20 protein-coding genes are annotated in these 23316 nt (G+C 34.8%); 3 read left to right on the top strand and 17 right to left on the bottom strand.

What is annotated here, in order from left to right; translation table 11 throughout:
- Position 1: 1 nt before the first annotated feature.
- From ACUN8G_RS01190 to ACUN8G_RS01165, 6 genes are all read right to left on the bottom strand, one after another.
- Positions 2–1000: a PorV/PorQ family protein gene (locus ACUN8G_RS01190; protein ID WP_437346972.1), complete on the bottom strand. Its 999-nt coding sequence runs from the start codon at positions 998–1000 to the stop codon at positions 2–4.
- Between the two features lie 17 nt (positions 1001–1017).
- Positions 1018–2574 carry a FlgD immunoglobulin-like domain containing protein gene (locus ACUN8G_RS01185; RefSeq protein ID WP_437346971.1) on the bottom strand — a complete coding sequence of 519 codons (1557 nt, stop codon included), beginning with the start codon at positions 2572–2574 and terminating at the stop codon, positions 1018–1020.
- 47 nt (positions 2575–2621) lie between these two features.
- Complete coding sequence (locus ACUN8G_RS01180) at positions 2622–3464, bottom strand: hypothetical protein (RefSeq protein WP_437346970.1); 843 nt, start codon at positions 3462–3464, stop codon at positions 2622–2624.
- A 114-nt stretch (positions 3465–3578) separates the two neighbouring features.
- Positions 3579–4571, bottom strand: coding sequence for a site-2 protease family protein (locus tag ACUN8G_RS01175; RefSeq protein ID WP_437346969.1), 993 nt, complete (start codon positions 4569–4571; stop codon positions 3579–3581).
- A 1-nt stretch (position 4572) separates the two neighbouring features.
- Positions 4573–5442, bottom strand: a complete 870-nt coding sequence (locus ACUN8G_RS01170) for a DUF1207 domain-containing protein (protein ID WP_445480888.1) — start codon at positions 5440–5442, stop codon at positions 4573–4575.
- Complete coding sequence (locus ACUN8G_RS01165; protein WP_437346967.1) at positions 5421–6512, bottom strand: glycosyltransferase; 1092 nt, start codon at positions 6510–6512, stop codon at positions 5421–5423. The genes ACUN8G_RS01170 and ACUN8G_RS01165 overlap by 22 nt, the downstream gene beginning before the upstream one ends.
- A 76-nt stretch (positions 6513–6588) precedes the next feature.
- Here ACUN8G_RS01165 and rsmA point away from each other — a divergent pair, with 76 nt between their 5' ends.
- A complete protein-coding gene (gene rsmA / locus ACUN8G_RS01160) occupies positions 6589–7386 on the top strand; it encodes a 16S rRNA (adenine(1518)-N(6)/adenine(1519)-N(6))-dimethyltransferase RsmA (protein WP_437346966.1) in 798 nt (265 codons plus the stop codon).
- On the opposite strand, the gene ACUN8G_RS01155 is transcribed toward rsmA, so the two are convergent.
- Complete coding sequence (locus ACUN8G_RS01155; RefSeq protein ID WP_437346965.1) at positions 7356–7685, bottom strand: hypothetical protein; 330 nt, start codon at positions 7683–7685, stop codon at positions 7356–7358. The two genes, rsmA and ACUN8G_RS01155, sit on opposite strands and share 31 nt — an antisense overlap.
- Positions 7686–7732: 47 nt before the next feature.
- Here ACUN8G_RS01155 and ubiE point away from each other — a divergent pair, with 47 nt between their 5' ends.
- Positions 7733–8425, top strand: coding sequence for a bifunctional demethylmenaquinone methyltransferase/2-methoxy-6-polyprenyl-1,4-benzoquinol methylase UbiE (ubiE, locus tag ACUN8G_RS01150; RefSeq protein WP_437346964.1), 693 nt, complete (start codon positions 7733–7735; stop codon positions 8423–8425).
- On the opposite strand, the gene rdgB is transcribed toward ubiE, so the two are convergent.
- From rdgB to ACUN8G_RS01105, 9 genes are all read right to left on the bottom strand, one after another.
- On the bottom strand, positions 8426–9013 hold the full coding sequence (gene rdgB / locus ACUN8G_RS01145; RefSeq protein WP_437346963.1) for an RdgB/HAM1 family non-canonical purine NTP pyrophosphatase: 588 nt from the start codon (positions 9011–9013) through the stop codon (positions 8426–8428).
- 1 nt (position 9014) lies between these two features.
- Positions 9015–9380 (bottom strand): carboxymuconolactone decarboxylase family protein, encoded by a 366-nt coding sequence (locus ACUN8G_RS01140; RefSeq protein ID WP_437346962.1) that lies wholly within the window; start codon positions 9378–9380, stop codon positions 9015–9017.
- Between the two features lie 69 nt (positions 9381–9449).
- On the bottom strand, positions 9450–14597 hold the full coding sequence (locus ACUN8G_RS01135; RefSeq protein WP_437346961.1) for a C25 family cysteine peptidase: 5148 nt from the start codon (positions 14595–14597) through the stop codon (positions 9450–9452).
- Positions 14598–14611: 14 nt separating this feature from the next.
- The gene (locus ACUN8G_RS01130) at positions 14612–15322 is read right to left on the bottom strand and encodes a WecB/TagA/CpsF family glycosyltransferase (RefSeq protein WP_437346960.1); all 711 of its coding nucleotides are present in this window, start codon (positions 15320–15322) and stop codon (positions 14612–14614) included.
- An 18-nt stretch (positions 15323–15340) separates the two neighbouring features.
- Positions 15341–16402: a glycosyltransferase family 4 protein gene (locus ACUN8G_RS01125; protein ID WP_437346959.1), complete on the bottom strand. Its 1062-nt coding sequence runs from the start codon at positions 16400–16402 to the stop codon at positions 15341–15343.
- Positions 16399–17472 (bottom strand): glycosyltransferase family 4 protein, encoded by a 1074-nt coding sequence (locus ACUN8G_RS01120; protein WP_437346958.1) that lies wholly within the window; start codon positions 17470–17472, stop codon positions 16399–16401. The genes ACUN8G_RS01125 and ACUN8G_RS01120 overlap by 4 nt, the downstream gene beginning before the upstream one ends.
- Positions 17473–17518: 46 nt before the next feature.
- Positions 17519–18727 (bottom strand): murein hydrolase activator EnvC family protein, encoded by a 1209-nt coding sequence (locus ACUN8G_RS01115; RefSeq protein WP_437346957.1) that lies wholly within the window; start codon positions 18725–18727, stop codon positions 17519–17521.
- A complete protein-coding gene (gene lolB1, locus ACUN8G_RS01110) occupies positions 18724–19500 on the bottom strand; it encodes a lipoprotein insertase outer membrane protein LolB1 (RefSeq protein WP_437346956.1) in 777 nt (258 codons plus the stop codon). The genes ACUN8G_RS01115 and lolB1 overlap by 4 nt, the downstream gene beginning before the upstream one ends.
- The gene (locus ACUN8G_RS01105; RefSeq protein ID WP_437346955.1) at positions 19497–21281 is read right to left on the bottom strand and encodes a tetratricopeptide repeat protein; all 1785 of its coding nucleotides are present in this window, start codon (positions 21279–21281) and stop codon (positions 19497–19499) included. The genes lolB1 and ACUN8G_RS01105 overlap by 4 nt, the downstream gene beginning before the upstream one ends.
- A 99-nt stretch (positions 21282–21380) precedes the next feature.
- Between ACUN8G_RS01105 and ACUN8G_RS01100 the strand changes: the two genes are divergently transcribed.
- Positions 21381–22286, top strand: a complete 906-nt coding sequence (locus tag ACUN8G_RS01100) for an ATP-grasp domain-containing protein (RefSeq protein ID WP_437346954.1) — start codon at positions 21381–21383, stop codon at positions 22284–22286.
- On the opposite strand, the gene rsgA is transcribed toward ACUN8G_RS01100, so the two are convergent.
- Positions 22275–23183, bottom strand: coding sequence for a ribosome small subunit-dependent GTPase A (rsgA, locus tag ACUN8G_RS01095; protein WP_437346953.1), 909 nt, complete (start codon positions 23181–23183; stop codon positions 22275–22277). The two genes, ACUN8G_RS01100 and rsgA, sit on opposite strands and share 12 nt — an antisense overlap.
- Positions 23184–23316 lie beyond the last annotated feature (133 nt).

Here is a 23316-nt window from a genome sequence, read left to right as displayed (position 1 = left end):
ATTAGAAAAGTATATTAATTCCTATAATGTGTTGGTCTGAAGTTGAGTACGGTTCAACGACAAATGCATAATTGATACCCAGATTTAGATTTTTCATGCCGTAAAGATACGAAAAACCCAATGAAGGACGCACAGGAATATCATCTTCGGAAATTTCAAATCTGTCGAGACCTCCTCTTAAGTGCAAATTGTCAATTGGTTCATATTCGATACCGCCACGTAAAATGTTCGAACCGACATTGCTACCCTGCCATTCAACTGCAAGCAGCAAATTGGGTTTGTCAAGTTTATAGGATAATCCCATTTTTTTAATTAGCGGAAATTTATCGGTAGTATTTCTACCACTCTCTCCATAAATGTTTGACGAGTCCCATTTATATGAAGCGTTCAAATCGGAAATAACAAGCGACAAATTCATTTCTTTTGTTAAAGAATAAATAGCGCCTACGTCAATTCCAACTGATGTAGCAGTCATGTTTTCATATAAACTAAAGTAATAGAATTTAAATGCGACGCCCAAAGCTAATTTTTCCGAGAATCTATTCGCAACTGCAACAAAGAATTGATTTTCGGATGTTGAAATGCTTTTGATTTTCTCACCGGCATCGTCCCTCACATCTATATCTGAAACTCCAGCGTTTATAAGGCCAATACTAAGGCCGGCATAAGATCTGAATTTTTCTTTTCCTTCGGGTGATACAATTTTTCCCAAACCGAATTTTTTAGTAAATCCGATAAAATTTAACGAGCGATCTAAAGAAAGGAATGAGTATGAAGCCTGAAATAAACTGCTTTCCTGAAAAACCGAAACAGCAGGATTATAATAAGCAGTTAAATTACCAGTTGTTACAGAAGACATTGCATTTCCCATCCCCATACCTCTTGCGCCAAATCCAAGACGGCTAAAGCTACCCGCTTTGCTGTTAAGCGCCGAGTATTGAGCAGATAGACTTGTAGTTAGAAAAAGAATTGCAACCAAGATTAATTTATTTTTTTTCATTTTTCTCTCTTAACTTTTTATCTGAGTACCATAATTTTTCCAAAGAGAGGTTCGCTATCATCTCCTTTATCAATCCTGTAAAAATAGACGCCGTTGGGTACAAAGTTTCCCGCTTCATCTCTTCCATTCCAGACTTCAAATTGATCGCCCTGCAAATTTCTGTGAGCGTTTTGAATTACCGTTTTGACTAAATTCATTCCGAAATCAAAAATCCGAATTGTAACTTCGGCAGGTTTGGTCAAGTTATATTTGATTCGGACGATTTCATTGTCAGGCGAAAAAGGATTCGGGAATGCATAGGACGAGTTGTTGGATTCAAGCTTTTCTGAAGCCAGAAAAACCTTCCAATTGCCTTCCCAATTATTATTGATATCGTTAAATCTGATTAATCCATCGAGAGAACCAATCCATACATCGGTATAATTACTCTTTTGATAAACCTTGACACAGCGGAAACGGCGAGTTACATAATTCGTACCGACGCCAGAATTGCTATCATAAATTCTCGGCGCTGCTATCCAGTAATTAAGTCGGTCATTCGATCTGAATAATCCATCTTCTGTGGCTGCGAATACGTCGTAGGTGCCGTCGTCATAATACTTAAAATCAATTCCAAGGACTTTCTGATCTACGAGATAAGTCTCCCAATTTTTCTGTCCATCGAAGGAGACGCTCAGTCCGTAATATTCTGAACTACCTTCAGCACGCCATGTGGCAGCCCAAATTGAATTATCTGCAGTATTGTGTGACAATTCGAGAATGAAATTCCCACTAATTGGATTGTTCTGATTAGTATGGTTAAATTTTTTCCAGCTTACACCGCCGTCTGTAGTTTTGTTTATTCCTCCAGCAGTACCGACAAATAGTGTCGAATCGTCAATTGCAAGTAACGAAAAAACTCTATGATTCAGATACGACTCGCTGCCGAATTTACCTGCCACTGGCTGTAACGAAAAATTGAGCTGGTCAGTTGGTTTAATTGAATCGAGATAATCCGGTGGAAGAACCACTCGCGTCCAGGTTTTTCCCATATCTTCGGATTTACGCAGGCCTCCGGCAAAACATGCTATCCAAATAATATCACCAGTAAAAGCAATATCATACACAAAATTATTGTGTGCTACAGTTACTGGCAGCGCTCTCAAAGTATTAATTCCATAGATAATCGACGAATCGCTCGGGGCATCAACAGGTTGTTCTACAGTAACCCACGATTTGCCTCCATCTTGTGAATATCTAAGCCCTGTACCATAAGGTACGGATGAACCAGCAGCATCTTCGAGATGCCACGTGGCGGCCCAGATTGTACCATTATGATATGCTATGGCTGAGATCCCTTCTTCCCCGAAAGATTCATGACGATAGTAATTAATCCATGTTTTACCATAATCTTCCGACTTACTCAATCCTTTTGAAGTGGCGAGCCATATTGTATCGTTAATAATCAATATCTTTTCCACTTCATTGCTGCCCTGCGCTTGTGATATAATATTCTCAAGTTTATATGTAAATGAAAACTGTTGAGCCTCGATAATTTTACTCATGCACACCATAATAATTAATAATATCACCATACTATATTTCTTACTTCTTAGATTAAAAAACATTTTGCACCTAAAGCTTAATTGAGAATGAAATAGAATTCAACAGGTTTACTAATTGCACCAGACCTATCGCGTGCACTAAATACAAACCTCCACTTACCTAAAGGTTGTCCTTCCGGGAAACGAATAAAAACCGTATAAACACCGTCCCCTGCGTTTGCATCTCCGTTTTTGCTGCTGTTCCCGTCGTCGAACATCGGAAATTTTGAAATACCCTGACTGTTTTTTACTTGAGTTTCATCCGGACGATACAACTCGTAGTAAACTTCAATAATATCATTCAATCCATTCGGATCGGAAACCTTTACAGATAAAGTGATACGTTGATTCACGCTTCCAGATGAAGGGACAATAACTTCGGTAATCTCAGGAGAATAATTTTCGCTTTCACTGTTATAGTCGAGGTAGAAGGCAAAGACTTTTTTTGCATCAAGAGACGCCTCGTTTTTCTCTAATACAAATCCTTCAATAACATATTTCCCTGAGGGAAACTGTTTACTCATGGGCAATAATACCGAAAAAATATTGTCACCCGCAGAAATATCTCCTGAACCTGTAAGGTCGCCATCGTCTTTTAAAGCCATATACTCAATTAAGGTTTCTGAACCGTCAGCCAACCTTAATTGCACCCAGAATTCTTTTATAAAATCCGAATTGTTAATTTCGACTTGAAATTTAAAAAGCGAATCGTTTGGCGAGTAGGCAAACCAGTCAGATACTATAATTTTTTTTATGACTAAACTATTACGGGATGATTCAATTACTCCAGTAGGTATTTCGTCTTCACAGGCAGTAAATAATGAAAGTACAAGAATAATTAAAAGAGGATACAACTTAATGTGAAAAAAAGAAAAGGTCATAGAAATTACCTCTTAAGTATCTATTTACGAAATTTAGAGTAACAGTTTTTCTATAACCTTTTCTCTCTTTTTTGAACCAAAAATAGAATACTTCTCTCTAATAGTCAAGTAGAGTTAAAAACTAATAATAAACGGAGTTGGTGAAAAAGAAAGTATGAATATCAAAATTGCGATATAGCCGAGTATCATCCTGCCCTTGCCAAGCCTGGTAAAATAAGGAACGGGAGGATGTTTAACTTTTATTATAAAATAAAGAATCAAGGCCCAAAAAAGCCAGCCTGACCAGCCAATCTTAAGATTCAGGGCAAGCGTCGAGTCCAATATTCCTAAGACACCTAAAATAATCAGTAACGACATCGAAATGCTGGCAATAGCTTCATGTATTCTGGTGCCAAACATTGAATAAATGATATGTCCCCCATCGAGTTGCCCGACAGGAATCAGATTCATTGCTGTTACGAATAAACCGAACCAACCTACGCACAGGTAAGGATAATGATAAATTTCGCTCATCGGTGGAATAAAATTTCCCGGTTTGGCAAAAATTGCTTTCAGTAACTCGAACAACAAAGTCGAACCGAATTCTAGATTGACTGCATCCTTCCCATAATCAGGCGAAAAATAGTCTGGGTGTATTGATAAAAGATATTCGACAGGAGGCAGGTGCGTATAACCATAGATCAGCACAATCAGACACGCCACAAAACCGGCAAGAGGTCCAGCCACGCCGATATCAAACATTGCTTTGTTATCGGGAATTGGCGACTTTGTTTTAATAACTGCACCCATTGTCCCGAAATTGAAGAAACCTGGGACCGGCGGAAATGGAATAAAAAACGGAAGGGTTGCTTTTACATTGTGATAGACAGAGGCAAAATAGTGCCCGAATTCATGTGACGCCAAAATGAAAAGAATCGAAGCCGCATAAGGAAGTCCCTTCGATATTTCGGTCATCTCATAAGGTCCCATTGAACCCGTTGTCCATTCCATACCAGCAATTAGAGTTGTAAGAAATGTAACAACAAATAATCCAATATGTACGATATAATTGTTCTTTTCTTTATTAATTTTGCGCGGTTCGTAAATGTCGTAAATTTCGTCTTCCATTTTATAAATCCAGATTAAATCCTAAAGAAAAATAATTTTCTCTGCTATCAAAGTATTCTCCGTGGAAATTATTACCCGAAAAATAATTGAGATATAAACTTATCCCTCTTCCGTTACTTTTTCCAAATTTTAATCCTGCCATTAAATTATGTGTAGCCGAATATTTATTGATATGTTGCAATCTGAAATCATACGCAATGAAAGGATATAAATTCGTTTTGAAAAAACCGTCATAAAAATAATCGAAACCGAATTGATAATTATCTTTCCCAATATAACTTGGGTCAACGTGAAAAAGATAAGTAAAACCTGCATATAGTCTCAGTGAATTAATATTATAGAACGGGATGAATTCAATAAATTCTCTACTGTATACACGAGGCCTCCTACCTTCGCGCCAATCATTCGTTTGCCAATCATAATGACCATCTACGAAATGGGCACTTATATGACTGAGTCGGAATCGGACTCCATATCCGTCGTATCCACTACGAACGTTCCACGCAGCATTTAAACCGAAGAGATAATCCACAGCATCAACTGGAAAATGGAAATCGGATTCACTTCTTAAAAGAGTAAAAGTAAAGAGGTCGGCTCCTACAGAAAAACTTTCCGTGCCGCTTCCCCATCTTACTAAATCGACTGAATTGCCAATATCAAGGCGTAGTTCGTTGTTTGTTGTATGAAAGAGAAATCCGAGTTTTGGTTCCAGGATATTTGCTGTAAAAGGTTGGACGTTCAGATCAGACGGAAACAGTTGAAAATTTCCTTGAGCTTTTAATGAAAGATTTATAAAAATTAATAGAAATGCGGTAATAATTTTCTTCATAATACTTTCATGAATAGTGATCAATAAGTTCTGCCTTTCCATTTGATTTTCCTGTTTGGTAATACCATCAAAGGGAGTAATACTACATATAAAGTTAGATAGATTTCAAAAGCGAGAAAGTGTGAAATTTTTAGCCTTAATTTGAGCTTTTTATAGACAGGGGAAATAAAAAAGTAATCGGTAATGACCTTGAACAAAATTAGATATAAAACGTTGGGGGTAAAGAAAAACGGAGAAAGTAGAATAGAAGCATGAGTTAAATACCCAAATACAAAAACAAGATAGCCGATAAGGTCGCTCTCCATGCCGCCGACGCCCCATCTCTTTTTCTGCCAGTAGATCGATCTCCAGTCAGGTAATGGTTTTGAAACAACCAGAGCCCCAGGGTCAAGAGGATATTTAATTTTGTACTTATTCAGCCGATCAATTGCTCGTAATAAATTGAAATCCTCAGTTATAGAAAAAGGAATTCCTTCGTATCCCCCGACATCGAGATATGCTTGCTTACGATACGACATATTATTACCGATACAACTCAAAGGTTTGCCCAGATTTTGTGCTCCTGAGGCTATTGTGAGAAGATATACAAAATCGATTGCCTGGATACCTTGAAAAATCGTATTATCCAATTGTGTAGTAATACCTCCGACAAAGCCAGTATCGGCGTCGTAATACCGTGCTATTGTTTCTGCCCACGTGGGCGAAACTATGCAATCGGCATCGGTTGTAAGGATTACTTCCCCTTTGGCAATTTTTACACCATTAGCCAGAGCATTTGTTTTACCCTTGAGATGCCCAATCTGCTTCTCGGGTACAATTAACTTGAATTTACTCTTCCCTTCAATAAACTCAGCAATCAGTTTTTCTGTGTTGTCTGTTGAATTATCGTTAACGAGAATAATTTCGATTTTATCTTCTGGATATTCCAATTTATCGAGCGCTTCCAGACATGGTATAATGTTATCTTCTTCATTTCTTGCCGCGACGATAATGCTTATCGAAGGAAGTTCACCTTTATTTATCTTATAATAAACTTTCCTTGCTCCTATAGCAAAGATTACCAATTCGGCAAAATAAAACGACAGCGATACTAAGAATATTATTTCGAACATATTTTGTTAAATTTTGATATCAAATATAAACCGAATATTTGTCTATTGAAAATTATTAAATAAATCGGAAGTTAGGATGGAACAAAATCCACGTCCTTTAAAAAGGTTTGGCCAGAACTACCTCAGGGATGAAAATATCATAGGAAAAATAATCGACGAGTTCGATATAAAAGAAGGCGATAATATCTTAGAAATAGGGCCAGGAAGAGGAGCTCTGACTGAAAAATTATACAATAAAACTAAAAGTCTAACTATAGTAGAAATTGATAAAAGAGTGATTGATGAGCTTAGAGAAAAATTCTCGCTGGCAAAAATAATCAACCGGGATTTTCTTACCCTTACTTTGCACGAATTAAAAGCGCCTGATAGCAAATTAAGAATAATAGGAAATATTCCTTACAATATTACCTCCCCAATTTTATTCAAATTAATTGAAGAAAGAGAATCGGTTTCCGACGCACTACTAATGGTTCAATATGAAGTTGCAAAACGGATTATTTCTTCTCCGGGTACTAAAGATTATGGCATTTTAAGCGTTATTATGAATTTTTTTTCAGAAGTAAAATTATGTTTCAAAATATCTCCGAATGTGTTCTATCCAAAACCGAAAGTATTTTCCGCAATCATCAAAATTATGTTCAATAAGAAAATACCAGAAAATTTTGACGATAGATTATTTATCGATATTGTTAAAGCAGCATTTGGAAAAAGAAGAAAGACACTGAAAAATTCACTTGGCAACAGTATGTTCAAAGATATTGACTTTAACAACCTCGATAGTCTTTTGCATAAAAGAGCCGAAGAGTTATCGACGGAAGAATTTTTGAAATTGTATAATTTTATTCAAAACATAAAACCTGCATCGACACGTTGAATGGTGTCAACTACCAGACTGAAATATCTATCCAATGAACAATTAGAATCTCTTCTCAAATAACAATTCCCGTTTTGTGTTCTGGCTTTACATTCTGAACACACTTTTTCTTGCAGTTCCTGGTAGAGCAAATTAATATTTTCTTTATTGTTTGATTGATGAATGATATTAACAATTTTTAGTAAAAATATTTCGATTGCACATTTTTCGTTATCAGTCAAAGTACAACGCCCATCTTCGTCTGAATCAGCACAAATTGAACAAACTCTTTTCTTTATGGCGTTTATATATTTATCCATATTTTATTCCTATTTTTGTTAATTAATTTAACGAGTAGCCAGTTGAAATGAAAGCAGATATTAAAAAGAAAGAAAAAGTAAAAAGAATATTCGATACGATTTCGCCGAAATATGATTTTTTGAATCATTTTTTGAGTGCGGGTACGGATTACTATTGGAGGCGAAAAGCTATAGAGTTGAGTTCGTTGAACAATGAAAGCATATTGCTGGATATGGCTTGTGGTACTGGCGATTTTGCAATAACTGCTTATAAAAAAGGCGTGCGCAATATTTTTGGCGGTGACTTATCTTTTAATATGCTTTCACATTTCAAAGAAAAGTCTGGATGGATTAAAGGACGTATAGTTCAGTGCATTGCTGAAGAACTTCCATTCAAAGACAATACTTTTACAAATATAACCGTGGCTTTCGGCGTACGAAATTTTTACGACATTCAAAAAGGATTTGATTCATTCAGACGGGTACTGAAAAACGGCGGGAAAGTAACCATACTCGAATTCCGCCTACCTGAAAACAAATTTATACGCAGCATCTATCTATTCTACTTTAACAAAATACTACCGACTATCGGCAAAATAATCTCGCGCGATTCTGAAGCTTACCATTATTTACCTGAATCAGTGGGTGAATTCGATAGAAATATCGACCTCGTTAAACTATTGAAGAATTCGGGCTTCGATAAAATATCAAAATACTCACTCACCTTCGGATTGGTACAGGTAGTAATAGCAGAAAAATAATTAATCGTTCAGTTTAAGGATTTTTTCTTTCAGTAACTTAAACGCCATAGAGCGATGGCTTATTTTATTTTTTTCATCTAATTCGAATTCTGCCAATGTCTTATTGTATCCATCGGGAATAAAGATGGGGTCGTATCCGAATCCGTGTTCACCAGCAGGAGTTTTTGTTATTATGCCTTTCAGTTCACCAATTGCTTCGATTGTATTTTTACCGTCGTAATAAATAGCATGGCAAATAAACCGCGCAATGTGAGGTTCAGGTTTATCTTCCAGTTCCTTCAATACTTTTTTATTATTGTCGTCATAAGTGCAATTTTCACCGGCATATCTGGCAGAATAAACTCCCGGCCGTCCATCGAGTTGTTCTATTTCAATTCCAGAATCGTCTGCTATTACAGGCACTTTATAAATGTCGTATACTGTTTTTGCCTTTATAAGAGCATTCTCCTTAAATGTGGTTCCCGTTTCTTCAATATCAATGTCGTTTCCCAAATCATACAGTGAATAAATTTCCAGCTTATCACCATTTAAAATATTTTTAACTTCTTTACTTTTTCCTTGATTCTGAGTAGCGAAGATAATTTTCATATTACTTTGATTCCTCTTTTTTGTTAGCTGCAAAAATTTCATCCATCTTTTCGACGGCAAAACGGAGATGTGGTATGACGATCGAGCCGCCTACAATCAAAGCGATATTAAATGTTTCGTAAAGTTCCTGTTCAGTAGCACCTTCTTCAATCGACCTGTCGATATGGTAGAGAATGCAATCGTTACATCTCAACACCATTGAAGCCACCAATCCCATTAACTCTTTTGTTTTGGTATCGAGTGCACCTTTATAATATGCCTTATTGTCGAGAGTAAAAAATTTATTAAAGTCTCTAAATCCCGAATTAAGGATTCTTTCGTTCATCTTGCTTCGATATTTCTTAAAATCTTCTAAAGAAGAATTCATAGCTTCTCCATTTTTTTGTTGCAAAAATAAGAATAAATGGAGTTATTAGAGAAGATTTGAGATGTTAAATTATCTTAATATCGCAAGTTTATTCAACGCAGAAACTATTTTATCGCCGTAATTCAAAATCATTTTATAGAGATAAATCCCGTTAGCTGGAATGTTGCCGTCGTTGTCGCGGCCATCCCAAAGGACTCTGTTTAAGTCGTATTTTAATGAACTTCTATCAATAACTATCTCTTTAATCAAGCGCCCGGCAACTGTAAATATTTTAATCTTTAGCTCGTCGGGAATTTGTGTTAAACGAAAAGTAAAGAATGTCTCGCTCTCGAATGGATTTGGATAATTATAAACATCCAGCACTCGCGGTTTCCTATCAATTCTGAAACGCAAAGATTTTATAAGTTTCGTTGTATCACTATAAAAATCATAAACAAATACTTCGAGAATATATTCACCATCAAACAAACGGGGATTATAAGCCACTTTAATTTTAGGGTTATTATCGCTGAAACTATATTGAACGTTTTCCCACGAATAACTTACACGTTGGCCATTTAAGAATATTTTCATATATGAAGTATCGCTTAGCTTTCGGTGTGAATAATCAAATAACTCTATATCTATTAGCGGCGTTTGAGATATATAATCTCCATCATAAATTTCATACCCGTCTATACGTATATATAAATCCTGTCTTGCAATCTCCTGTTTAACATAAAATGTACCCTTTGCGATGTTATTATCTTCATAGAATTCTTTAATTTTATTTTCAGTGTCAATAATAATCTCATATTCAACTGCTCCGTCATAATTCTCGGTGCCAATTGAGATAATATATTTTTTCGCTTCATACGATTCAATGCTGTCGACATTTATTATATATTCGTCGCTGCCATTTACTAAAATCTTAATATCAAAATCAGATGCGGTTTCTCCTCCTGCATTTAATACTTCAAAAGAGAGAATTATATTTTCGCCGACATAAACAGTATCTTTGTTTATATTAATAGTTTCATAACTGGTTACCAATTCTGGTGGCAATACTACATCTGCAGCAACATATTGAAACGCCTGCGCATGATTATCTCCTACATCTGCTTTTATTAGAAAATTTATGCTTCGGTAGTATTTATTGGTTAAACGATTGCGATAGTCTGATGATGTATCTACAATCAGAGTATCTATTAAATTATTATAATTTTCGCAAAGCGCATACAAATTATTACCTAAATTCGAACTGTAATAAATTTTTCTTATGCATGAATATTTACCGATACCAGGAGTTAAAATATATCCTGACTTAGCAAGTACTTTTTTATTTAAAGCTATCGATGCCAGTCCGTTATACTGGCTTTTATATGCTTCATAAATCTGCTTTTGACCTTCGCCTTTTTTACCTAACAAACACCAGGAATCACGATAACCGACACTGTCGATCAATTCGCTGCCCAATTTTTTTATTGCATCCCTTACGGGCTTACCACCCTTATAGCTGATAACCGATTGATAACCATCGTCGCAAATTGCCATTGCGACATAATAATTATCACTTAGAGTATCGACGAATCTTATCAGCTCTTCGGCAGAGCTCGACGATGGATAAAGAAAATATTTTGTATCTATCACATCCAGATCTGTAGTGTCAATTACAGCTGCAGCGATACCCCAGAAATATGTAGTTGGGAAACATTCTAAATTATCAATCTGCAAAGATGCTATACTACCCACAGTTTGTCCGGCCGATACAAGTTTTAATGTTTTTTCTTTTTTAATAAATGACCAGCTTTTCGTTTCGGAATCATAGGTCAATCCATGAATTTTAGTTCCTGTTGTGTCGAGAGGCTCTGAAAATATCCAGTCGTACTGTTGAGGTGCTATTGAATAAATTTCTGACCAGATCGTATCTTTTTCATTTTTATATTTTAGCCATATCCTTTTATTCATAAAACTTTTCGGAATAGAGAACTTAGTAGTAACCTTGCTAAAAGGAATAATAAATTTTTCCGCCCCCTGAAACTTTTGATTATCTGATAGCTGGATTTCTAATTTGTCGTTTTCAATATAAGGTGGATTTAAAAATATAATTGTATCTCGCCAGCCTGTATATAAGTTGCTTCCTAAAAGCAAACGTATATCTGAGGGAATCACGTTAAACTTAATTATCGTTTCATTATTTGAGTCGTCGTATTCATCAATTTCATCATAACAATCGAGAGTACAAATCAAAATATGTTCGCCCGGCCGATTTTGAATATCGATTTTGAGACTGAAATCATTTTTGTATTTGTATTTTGAGCATCTTATAATTTTAGTTTCCGGAACATTATTGTATATATGTTCAACTCTTACAGAGTATGAATCCTCTACACTTTTTCCAAAATTATAATACACTAAGTTAACTGTTATATTCTTTTGATTATCTTTTATAACCTCTTCAGGTACTGAGAGTAATTCTGATTTAAAAACGAGGTCAGGTTTTTGGGGCAATTTTATTTTGATAATCGGGTCGCCGAATAAGTGACTGCAATAACAAAATACTTTCACCACATCATTCAATCCGCTATTTTCAACCAGCTTTTGTTTAGCGTTGTTGAAAAGCTTACCAACGGAAATAAGAGAATCGTCGAGAAAATAATTGTAGAAAAGCGGTGGAAAATTTAATGAAGTTGAAAGATATCCCCAGCTCGAATTAGCAAAGTACACAATCGCCTGTCCATCTGAATTATTATTAATGAATTCTTCTGCAAACGAAACGATATCGGGTTCGGCAAATTTACCTGTAGAACAGCCGAAATCCGTAATCAGCGGATACCGGTTTTCGTACTTATTCATCAGGTCATTCACACTTAAAATTCCGTTATCCCATGTCTGTGTACCGCTGTGACCAATGTAAGAAATCAAAATTGCACCTTCATCGATTATATTGCGAACCGAATCCAATGACATATTACTGAAATTGGAAAATGGATTTATTGTTTTATAAAAGTGAGCTCCTTTCCCTTCAACTGGAGGATTATTAATAAACATACGAAATACTTTATAGTTTGCACTTTTCAATGCCTTAAGTTGCTCGGGTTTTGACGGATCTCCTCCACTAAAAAACATAAAACTTTTATTCCAGCTGTCATACGTCTTTAACAAATATCGACGATGTTTTTCGAGATAGAATCGCACCTGTTCATTATTTACAGCTGGAATTCTACCAACTGCAATTTGTGGAATCGGGATAGAATCGTTCCAAATTACGAACCAGTTATCGCTCACAGGGAAACCGTATGAAGGAAATATATTTTTCTTCTTGAAAGACATAGAGGATTTGAATTTGTTTTTGTAGTCATAATTTGCATCTCCAATTATCAATAAATATTCAGGGGAGCTACTAATACGATTAGAACAAGATTCTCTAAGAAATTCTTTTATGGCTTCAGGGAAAGGATAGCCGTACGAATAATTATCATAAATTTCTTCTGATAGAACCACTTTTACATTTATTCCATAGTTCTCCTCTAAAAAGGACTTATATTCTTCTGCGGATTCGAGTAAATCTTTTTGCGTAAGAATGAGATAATCAGCTACCGTTTCTTCAGATAAATTTCTGAATTTTCTTACGCCGCAGAAAGTTGGCTTTTGTATATTTGATTCCGCTGTAATTAAATAGATATTTCCGGGGAAAACTGAATCTACAAAATAATAACTGCCTTCACCGTTTTTTAATATTTCCATTTTTGAAAATCCCGGATCTATTTTATATGCTATAAGATTCTCAATTTTTGATATGGAATTAACCTTTATTGCTTTAACACCTCGACTGACGTTTTCATCTATTATTATTTTTTCCTGCTCTCTGATATAATTTCGTGAGTAATATTCAATGTCAATCCAGTCAATCAATGACTGATGAAACGAAGCCTGTGTTGGTAAGGTGGAAATGGTAAGCTTATTGTCTGATGCATTAATTCTATCAAACTTTGCTTTTAAGTTAACGGTCTGTTTATAGTTGAATGTTAGAGTGTCGCTATGTTCTGAATCATTCAGCGAAATATATGCTTTATGTGCTCCGGTTTTCACATCGGAAGAATTACTTATCAAGCGAACTTCAGCTTTCATTCCTCTTTCTTGAATAATATTATCCAAATTGAGATTTAAACTGAATCTACTATTGCTACCGAGTGCTCTCCACGTCCAGACTTTATGCTCCTGCCACAATGGAAGTTGAGTCCGAGGTTCAACAGCATCGTAGTACCAGAGTAAATTATCTTCTTCGTAATGTATTTTTTTCAATGAATAATCGATTGTATCGGTATTGTCAATACTTTTGATATAAACTGGTTTAATTCTCACAAAGTCTTCTGATTCAAATGTCAGCCAGATAATTGTAGTATCCGTATATCTGTTCATATAATCGATATAGTCTTTGCCCTCAGCTACTATCTTTTTATAGTCGTCGCGATTCCTGTTAATATCCGAATAAAATTCAATATAATCCCCTTCATCAAATTTGCCGTCGTTATTATCGTAGACATAAATTGGAATAGGCAATCCATAATTATAAATTTGTATTTTATTGGACTGAATCGATGTCGAATTTACTCCTATATTGAGCAGATCATCGTAGTATATTCTGTAAATTCCTTCCTGTCCAATTTTGAATTTCAGGTAATTAACACCGAAATTGTACCATCTATTTCCACTTGAAGTATTTGCGTCTTTAACTGTTCCTTGTATTTTTGTTTTCATTGTAATTTTAATCTTATTGAATGTTTTGATGGTATTGCTTTTCCATTCATACTGCTGCAGGCAGACCTTAAGAGCTGCATAATATTGTCCTGACAGATATACATTACCAATAAATTTTGCTATTGTTGAGGGATAAAAGTCAGAGCCGGAAATATATTCGTCATAAACACGCTTTAAATTATCATATGTAATTATGCTATCGTTAACCTGTTTGATTGCTGGATTAATATTAAAAAGATTAGTCCTACTAGATTCTAAAACTTGTGTATTAACTTCAGACACTGATTCATTGGGACCCTTTAATTCAATAAAAACAGTAATATACTTTAATGAAGGAGCGCCTGGCCTGGATTCATCTAAAGTTGTCAATAAATCATTATCTGAGAAAGTAATTGTGGTGTCGTAATAATTATAATATGTTTGTGAAAATATACTGAATGGTAGCAGGAAGATAAGGATTAACGAATACCGCTTCATCGACATCCTTTTATTTACTTTTCAACAATTACGCCTTTAGCCCTAAAAATAAATTTTGGAATTCCAATCAAATATCTTTTCCAGTACAATTGTGGGTTGTCATAAATTCTATAGAGCCATTCCATACCACAATTACGCAGCAGCGAAGGTGCTCTTCTTGTTACTCCGGTATAGTAATCCATGAATGCACCACAACAGATTATATGTTTTTCATTTAATAGACTCTTTAATTCAATTGCCATAATTTCCTGTCGAGGCTGTCCCATACCGATCATTATTAAATCAGCTTTGTTTAATTCCTCCACAATCGACGACCAGTCATATTTATTAGAATATCCATTTAAGTATCCCGATAATTTCAGCGGGTAAATTTTTTTATGCAGCAATTCAACATTATAGTTTCCCCCAATAAAATATAATTTCATTTTTCTTTTACATATAATTTTGAAGAAGTTTAACAGCACATCTGTAAACAATACTCTTTTAGTGCGTACATTTTTACATAATAAAGAGAGCCACATACCAGTACCCTCCACCATACAGAGACATTCTTTCGACATAAACCGGAGGTATTCATTGTTTTCGTAAAGCAAGTTAATCGTATTCATATTTATGTACGTGATGATTTTATCTTTTTGGTTATTCAATTCCTCCGCGAATATTTCTATGAAGTCACTCTCTTTCGTTATCAGGTTAATCGATTCGTTACCAATTATTAATTTCATATTACTTACCTGCTTCGTTCAGATTGATTCATATATTTTCATCAGTTCATTAACATATTTATCTGGCGAGGTAATTTTCTTAATATCATTTTGAAGATTGATACCCATACTACGGCAATCTTCAAGATTATCTGTAATATACCGCAATAACTTATCCAATGCTGATGCATCGCCCGCTTTAAATACTAAACCGTTTTCGTTGTTTTTAATAATCTCAGGTATTCCACCTGTATCGGTGGCTAAAACAATCTTCCCCCAGTATCCTGCTTCGAGCACTGCATACGGCAATACGTCACAATAAGAAGGATGTACCAGTACATCTGCCAATTTATAAAAAGCGTTAGGGTGTTTTGTATAACCTATAAAAAGCACAGAGCCAGAACTATACTTTAACAAAGATCTATTTTTAATATCTCCCATTAAAATTAATTTAATATTCTTCTTTTTCTTACTGAACTCATTGAAAACTTTACATAGGTAGTCAATTCCTTTTTCTTTACAAATTCTACCGGAATAAAGAAATACAATATCATCGGGTTTAATATTCAACATAGACCTTTCAATTTGATGGACGGGTATAGGATTGTTATACAACTCCGGTTCAATGCAATTATAAAGGACGTGAATTCTTCCTGAATTAATGTTGAAGTTTCTCATTAGATAATCTGCCAGAAATTTGCAAGGCACTATAATACTATCCGAACGAAATGATATTTTCTTAAACCCGTCAACCTTACTATGAATAGTAGTAACGGTTTTTTTGCATTGTTTTTTCAGTATACTGGAAATCAGCTCGGGATATCTGTGATGTGTATGAATGACATCAACATCAAGACTGGTTAGCTTGTAATAGAGATCTATCAAATTTTTAGGTAGGTAAAAAATATTTCTTATCCCTGTTTCGAAATGAATAATTTCAGTATCAATATTTTGCAAAGTAATGTCACTTAATACTGAACGGTTGTTTGTCAGCAAAGTTACATTTGTACAGTATTTTTCTAAGGCGATGAGTAGATTCCGCAGATAGGTATTCGTGCCACTGGCATAAGTAAAATATGGTGTAAAATGAACTACTCTCATCTTAGTAACTCTTCGTAAATATCTTTTGTATGTTCTGCCATTTTTTCCCATGTAAATTCTTTAGCCGTATTAAATGCATTTTTCGATAGTGTAGTCAAATCATAACCACCATCGACTATTTTTTGAATTATCTCCCGCAGTGCCTCAGGTTTTGTTGCATGATATTTCAATCCGTTTTTTCCGTTAGTTATGAATCTCGATGCACCAATAAAATCCGGTACGACAGGTACTACTCCATAAGACATCGATTCTATAACGATGGTCGAGAATGTTTCAAAAGAGGGCATTTTAATTATAAGGTGGGACTGGTTAAATAATTCAGATAATTCATCACCACTAAGAAATCCCGCATACCTTATTTTAAGATTACCAAATTTATGATTAATACATCCATCCGAGCTGCCAAGTACTGTTAAATTTAACTGTGTCCCTTTTATGCACATAAGCAGTTCTATTAATTTATTTAATCCCCTGTCATTTTTTCCAAAGCCTTTATAGAATACAATCATGAGTTTATTTTTGAATTCTGGTTTAGAATTCTTTTTTTCAAAAATGTCGATTCCGTTGTAAGTATATTTTAATTTAGAATGTTTGATGAAATATTTTTTTATTATCATTTCTGCTTGATACTGAGAATAGATTAACAAGAAATCAGAATGTTTTATTGCGGTACGTTCAAGCAGCAAGTCTTTTATTCTATTTGTTATTTTGTTAAAATTTTCTGTTTCTTTATAGAACAATCCATGCAACGTAGAGATTATTTTTATACCTAAGATTTTGCATACAATAAAAAGAGGGATTTCGAATCTTTCGAGAGTAGTGAAGTGAACTAATGCTGGTTTGTATTTAAGCAACCTGAAGATGATAATTAAAATGCCGCATTTATAAACACCCGAAGCTATAGTTTTGCTGCCTAAGAGTTTCTTGAATTTGTTACTGGAATCGAAGAAATAGGTAATAAAAATAGTTTGTCTATAGTCGGCATGGATATACCTGTAGAGAACTTTTGAATATTTAATTGGAGCAGTAACAAACTCGTGATAATATCTGCCAATAAAGCATACCCTCATCTTATCGATGCTTTAGTGAACGGATAATTATACGAAGAGCGAAATCTTATTTTTTAGACAACCAGATTTCGGGATTTTGATAATTACGAGAATTCCATATTTCGAAATGAAGTATATGCCCTTCCAAACTTTCGTTGACTTTTCCGAGAGTGCCCCCTTTATTTATCAATTGTCCCTCTTCGACATATATTTCTTTAATGTGACCGTAAACGGTTCTAAATTCATCTCGATGAGTTACGATAACAACACTACCGTATCCTGGTATCCATTCGATAGCAGAAACAACCCCTTCAGCTACGGCATAAACCTCAGCATCTTCCAAAGTCAATATATCAACGCCATAATTCAATGTAACAGTATTTAATTTTCTGTTGAGATTTTCGCCGAACTTTCTGACAATTTTACCTTTCCGAATAGGCCATAAAAGTTTTCCCTTGAGAAGGGAAAATTTTTCCATATTATTATAGTTATAATTTCTACTTAATTCCAGCTTTTTTTCATCCTCTTTTAACATCATTTCAGTTCTCTGTCGCTCCTCCTCGACCAATCGGGCAATGATATTTTTAATTACGATTTCTGCTTTTCTTTTCGATTCTATTTCTTCAGTCAGATGTTTTTTATCTTTTCTCAATTCGGCTATAAGTCTTTTCCGTTCGCTTTCCTTCTTTACGAGATTTTTCTGTTCGGTGCTTTTATCGACTCTTAGTAAAGCAAGTGCTCTTCTTTCTTCTGATATTTTGTTTTTTAATTTAACCAGATAATCCTTGCTGTCCTTCAATAATTTCAAGTCTTTTTTGTTTTGTTCAGTTATGCTTTTAAAGTATCGATAACGCTTCAATACTCGTAATGGAGACGATGTGTTAAGTAGGTATTTGAGGTAAGATTTGCCTCTGTATTTATAAATCCAGACGATATACTTCGAATATTTTTCTTTCAATAACTGGATTTTATTTTCGGTGTAAGCTATCTCTTCTTCGAATTGAGCAATTTGTCTTTCTTTGTTTTTTTCTTCTTTAACAATATTGTTGATTATTTTTTGGAGCAGTGTGTTCTGTCGTGTAAGATTTTCTAATGCCTGCAGCGATGCTTTTTCTTTTTCCGATTTTTGATTTAATTCTCTTTCCAGTTTTATGATTTCACTTTTCAGATTTTCCAGTTGCTCATTGCGGTATTTTATACTGTCGGCTACCTGACCAAAAATCGGATTAAACAATACAGCTGCTATCAACAAACATATTTTAATATAACGATTCACAATTCAACATACTTTGTATCGGACGGCAATTCAAATAAAATATTGAGCGGGTTATTTATCGACACATTTTTATAGTTGATTATCAACGACTGGTTATTTTCGGAAAAGTTCATCGATATTACAAGTGGTACAAGAACATCGCCAAATTGCTTATAATTATCATACTTTGCTTCCACAAGGTTTCCTTTAACCAGATTTCCTGTTTTAATTTTCTTGACGGTAAAGTTTTTTGTATTGATTTCATACTCATTAATCGAACCTGCAGTTGAGTCGACATATTTTATGTACGTATAATTTTCATCATAAGTATATTCATCCGGTTTAATTCTTAATTTGTCGGATAAATTGATACCGCCAGTAAATGCGTCAATCAGCATATCAAACGGTAAATCGATTTTTAATGCTTTCTTAATTGCCGACTTATCTGTCAATCCTTTATATGCAGTTTTATTAATTGAATCGTAGAATAAAAATTTATTGCGTGTAATTAAAATTTGTGCCAGCTCAATACCGAAAGGTCCAAATACATCAACCTTAATCGAATCGGGCTTTTTGACATTAACTTCAAAATTGCTCTCTATTGTTGTACTTCCGTTTTTAATATTGATTGTACCGTTTGCTGAAAATGTCCTAACTTTAAGTCGATTAGCTTCGAGTTTTGTAATTAATCTTTCGGGGGAAAGAATTCTTTCACTGGAAATCTCTTTTGATGTGCTACAGCTGGCGATAATAGTTACCAGCAAAATTGCAGTGATAAATTTTATTACTTTCAAATTTCACCTTTCTCGATTTTTTCTTTTATTTTTTTGTTATTGCCGTTGATGTCATACGCCTTTTTCCAGTATTCCATGGCTTTTGTTTTATTACCCAGCATAAAATAAATGTCACCCAGATGATCTACAACAGTTTCGTTGTTTGGCTCCAAACTTAATGATTTTTCGATATAATCTTTTGCTTTTTGATAATCTCCCAGGCGGAAATAAATCCATCCGATTGTATCGAGGAAGGAAGAATTTTTGGGATCATTTTCAATTGCCTTCGAAGCCATTTTCAATGCCTCATTCAATCGGATGTTTCTTTCGGCAAGTGAATAAGCATAATTATTTAAAACGATAGCATTTGAAGAATCGAGTCCGAGAGCGTGCTGATAGAGTGAATCGGACATTTTATAATTCCCTTCAGATTCATAGATCATTGCCACAGTACCAATCAGGTCAACATTGTCGGGCTGAAGTAAAAGTGCTTTGTTCAAATATTGGAGTGCTTCGTTGTTCTCTTTAAGCTGGTTCAGTGTATATCCATAAGCAGATAGCGCTGTAACATCGTCGGAATTTATATTGATGGCTCTTTTCAAATAGATTTTTGCTTCCTGATGCCTGTTGGTTTGAGAAAGAGCAAGCCCATAAATTAGGTTGACTACGAAGTCATTGGGAAATTTTTCTGCTGCTTCCGACATGAATTCGATTGTCTCATCATATTTTCGCGAATCAAAAAGCAGTCCGCCCGCGCGAATCCAGATCTGCGCATTCCATTCCGCCAGTTTCGCAGCTTTTCGGAAATATTCAATAGCAACGGAATCGTTACCAAGCTTTAATTCTATTTCTCCCAGATATGCATTTACCTGCCAGTCGGAAGTGTCTTTGTCAATCTTTTTGAGAAAGTCACGAGCAATAAAAATATTGTTCGAATCCTTATCGGCTGCAGCATAAAATAAAGAAGCAAGCTGAAGCTTTTCTGTTAACTGAAGATCATTGAGATCAAAAATTTTTTGATAAATGAGCGCTGCTTCCTTCCAGTTATCTTGTTTTATGTAAATGTTTCCTTTCTGCTGTAGTAACCCGACATCGAAAGGATAGCTGAGCAGTAACTCGTCGCACAACTTAGATGCTTTATCGTACTGCTCGGATTTTGTATACGCATCAATTAATAATTTTTGTAAATCGAGGTTCGATGGATTCAAACGCGCAAGTTCTTCGAGTGTTTCAACCGTTTCTTTTTGATTTCCTATTTTTTCATTTAATTCTGTAAGTCTTACCAGAATATGCCACTCTGGCCCGATCGATGAAATGAGTTTTTTATAAATCTTAATGGCTTCAAGAGGTTTATTTGCTTCATAAAGCTGTGCCAGATTATAATATGCGTTAATATTGTTCGGTTCAATTTCAATGATTTTTTTGTATACCGCAGCCGACGAGTCATCCATATGAGAAACATCATAAATTGTAGCAAGAAGATAGAGATATTCGGTATTGCTGGAGTCAAGTTGTACAGCACTTTTGGCGTTCGTAAGTGCAGGTGCCAGACGATTTATTCTATAACAATTTTTTGCAATAGCATAATAAATGCCAGCAGATTTATCATACTGTAACGCTTCTTCATATTTAACAATAGCATCTCCAAAATTTCCTTTCATTTCGTAGATGTTGCCTTCGATAAATTTGCTCAAAGCCACAGAGGAGCTATCCAGACGAACTTCTTTTCTCGTTTCTTTTACTACTTTAGTAGTGCAGGAGAATGCCACCGCAACCAATAAAAGAAAGATAATTTTCTTCATTATATTCAATCTATACTTATTCAAAAAGCGTTTAATTTATTGACAACCAAATTAATTGTATTGTCAAATTTCTTTTCATATTTTAGTGTCAAAAACGTTATGACAAAATACGATTTAGCCATCTCGTATATATGGGAATACGATATCGAGTTCGTTCAATTGATTGAAAAAATATTTCATGAAAATAAATTAACAACATTTTTGATATCATACCATAACGTCGAGGAAATAATTGAAAAACTAAAAAACAAAGAACTCAATTTCACAGCATATCTCGACAGGGCTTCCGATGTCGATTCTGACTTTGAACCTATAGCACAAATCCTCAGAAAGCGCCATGCTTATTTAATAAATCCTCACAAAAGAGTACACAAATTTACAAATAAATCATATATGCACCGTTTGTTGAGCAAGAAAAATCTGAATATTCCAAAATCCTACATTTTGCCCGCCTATTATTTCGACCATTCGTTAAAAATCACAGAAGACGATCTGGATGAGATTGGAAAACCTTTTGTAATAAAACCGTCAATAGAAACCGGAGGTGGTCAAGGAGTTATTATCAACGCATACACATTAAAAAATATCCAGAAAATCAGGGAAGAGAATCCTAAAGAAGAATATATAGTACAGGAAAAAATAACTCCGTGTAATTTCGGTAGACATAGGGCATGGTTTCGCGTTTATTGGGCTTTTAATAAAGTAATTCCCGTATGGTGGAATGATTTAACTCATATATACGACATCATTACAAAGGAACAGATAAAAAAGTACAAATTGGAGCAGCTTTTTAAGATAGCACGAAAGTTAGCAAAGTATACGCGCATCGACTATTTCTCGACTGAAATTGCCGTCGATAAAAATCATAAATTTTATATAATCGATTATATCAACGACCAGTGCGACTTTAGATTGAAATCGAATCATCCCGATGGAGTTCCAGACGAAATTGTGATTCAATTTATAAACGAGATGAAGAAAAAAATCGATTCCTTAAAAAAATAGATCTTCTTCAATTGTTTCGAGCAATGCGAGATAACTTTCGTATCTTTCTTTCGATATTTTCCCGTCACGATAGGCTTCAATTACTCCACATCCGGGTTCGTGATAATGAGTACATGTATTAAAACGACATAACAGAATAAACTCTCTAAATTCAACAAAGAAATGTCCCAGGTCTTCTTTTTTAATGCCGTATGGATCTATTTCTCGAACGCCTGGTGTATCTATCACAAATGTATTTTCTCCTACTTTTTTCATTACTGCAGTAACCGTTGTATGCCTGCCACGTTTATTGTAATGACTTACTTTCCCCACCTTAAAATTTAATTCAGGGTAAAGGTTATTCAGTATACTCGACTTACCTACGCCTGAATGCCCCCAGAAAAGAGTGACCGAATTACCGATAAATTCTTTCAACTCGTTCATTCCTGTATTTTTGACCGTACTCGTTTCAAAAACTCTGTATCCAATAGATTTATATAGATTAACAAAATGACTACGTGAGTTAGATTCATCCAGATCAATTTTATTAATAACAATAGCAGGAATAACACCAGAGCTCTCCGCCACGACGAGCATTCTATCGACAAGACGATTATTAAACTTCGGTAGGTCCCAGCTGGTAACAATTATCATTTTGTCCACATTTGCAGCTATAATTTGCTCGAGTCTTTCGCCTCGGTATGAAGCTCCTTTCATTTTTGGAGCTTTCCTGGATATATGATTTTTCCTTTCAAGTATTTCTTCTATAACGCCTGTGCCGTCATCGTTTAAAGTGAATTCAACAATATCTCCTACAGCTACGATATCAAGAGTTATGAGTTTATCTTTTTTTAATTTGTACTCGTTAACTATTTTCCCCCTCAAAAAGCAACGGATTTCGTTGCCATTATTGTCCAATAGATAATAATCTTTACTCTCGATTCTACAGATTACACCTTTAATAAAGCCTCCTTCTATTAATTATACAGTGTTACAAACTTACAAAAATTACCGTTTTAAAATAAGAGCGCCCGCACATGCGGGCGCTCTT

This window comes from Melioribacter sulfuriphilus, assembly GCF_052656625.1.
This window is presented reverse-complemented; position numbering and strand designations above follow the sequence as displayed.

Excerpts from the sequence above, each read along its gene's own strand:
- ACUN8G_RS01190 (WP_437346972.1), bottom strand. The coding sequence starts at position 1,000 with ATGAAAAAAAATAAATTAATCTTGGTTGCAATTCTTTTTCTAACTACA.
- ACUN8G_RS01185 (WP_437346971.1), bottom strand. The coding sequence starts at position 2,574 with ATGGTGATATTATTAATTATTATGGTGTGCATGAGTAAAATTATCGAG.
- ACUN8G_RS01180 (WP_437346970.1), bottom strand. The coding sequence starts at position 3,464 with ATGACCTTTTCTTTTTTTCACATTAAGTTGTATCCTCTTTTAATTATT.
- ACUN8G_RS01175 (WP_437346969.1), bottom strand. The coding sequence starts at position 4,571 with ATGGAAGACGAAATTTACGACATTTACGAACCGCGCAAAATTAATAAA.
- ACUN8G_RS01170 (WP_445480888.1), bottom strand. The coding sequence starts at position 5,442 with ATGGAAAGGCAGAACTTATTGATCACTATTCATGAAAGTATTATGAAG.
- ACUN8G_RS01165 (WP_437346967.1), bottom strand. The coding sequence starts at position 6,512 with ATGTTCGAAATAATATTCTTAGTATCGCTGTCGTTTTATTTTGCCGAA.
- rsmA (WP_437346966.1), top strand. The coding sequence starts at position 6,589 with ATGGAACAAAATCCACGTCCTTTAAAAAGGTTTGGCCAGAACTACCTC.
- ACUN8G_RS01155 (WP_437346965.1), bottom strand. The coding sequence starts at position 7,685 with ATGGATAAATATATAAACGCCATAAAGAAAAGAGTTTGTTCAATTTGT.
- ubiE (WP_437346964.1), top strand. The coding sequence starts at position 7,733 with ATGAAAGCAGATATTAAAAAGAAAGAAAAAGTAAAAAGAATATTCGAT.
- rdgB (WP_437346963.1), bottom strand. The coding sequence starts at position 9,013 with ATGAAAATTATCTTCGCTACTCAGAATCAAGGAAAAAGTAAAGAAGTT.
- ACUN8G_RS01140 (WP_437346962.1), bottom strand. The coding sequence starts at position 9,380 with ATGAATTCTTCTTTAGAAGATTTTAAGAAATATCGAAGCAAGATGAAC.
- ACUN8G_RS01135 (WP_437346961.1), bottom strand. The coding sequence starts at position 14,597 with ATGAAGCGGTATTCGTTAATCCTTATCTTCCTGCTACCATTCAGTATA.
- ACUN8G_RS01130 (WP_437346960.1), bottom strand. The coding sequence starts at position 15,322 with ATGAAATTAATAATTGGTAACGAATCGATTAACCTGATAACGAAAGAG.
- ACUN8G_RS01125 (WP_437346959.1), bottom strand. The coding sequence starts at position 16,402 with ATGAGAGTAGTTCATTTTACACCATATTTTACTTATGCCAGTGGCACG.
- ACUN8G_RS01120 (WP_437346958.1), bottom strand. The coding sequence starts at position 17,472 with ATGAGGGTATGCTTTATTGGCAGATATTATCACGAGTTTGTTACTGCT.
- ACUN8G_RS01105 (WP_437346955.1), bottom strand. The coding sequence starts at position 21,281 with ATGAAGAAAATTATCTTTCTTTTATTGGTTGCGGTGGCATTCTCCTGC.
- ACUN8G_RS01100 (WP_437346954.1), top strand. The coding sequence starts at position 21,381 with ATGACAAAATACGATTTAGCCATCTCGTATATATGGGAATACGATATC.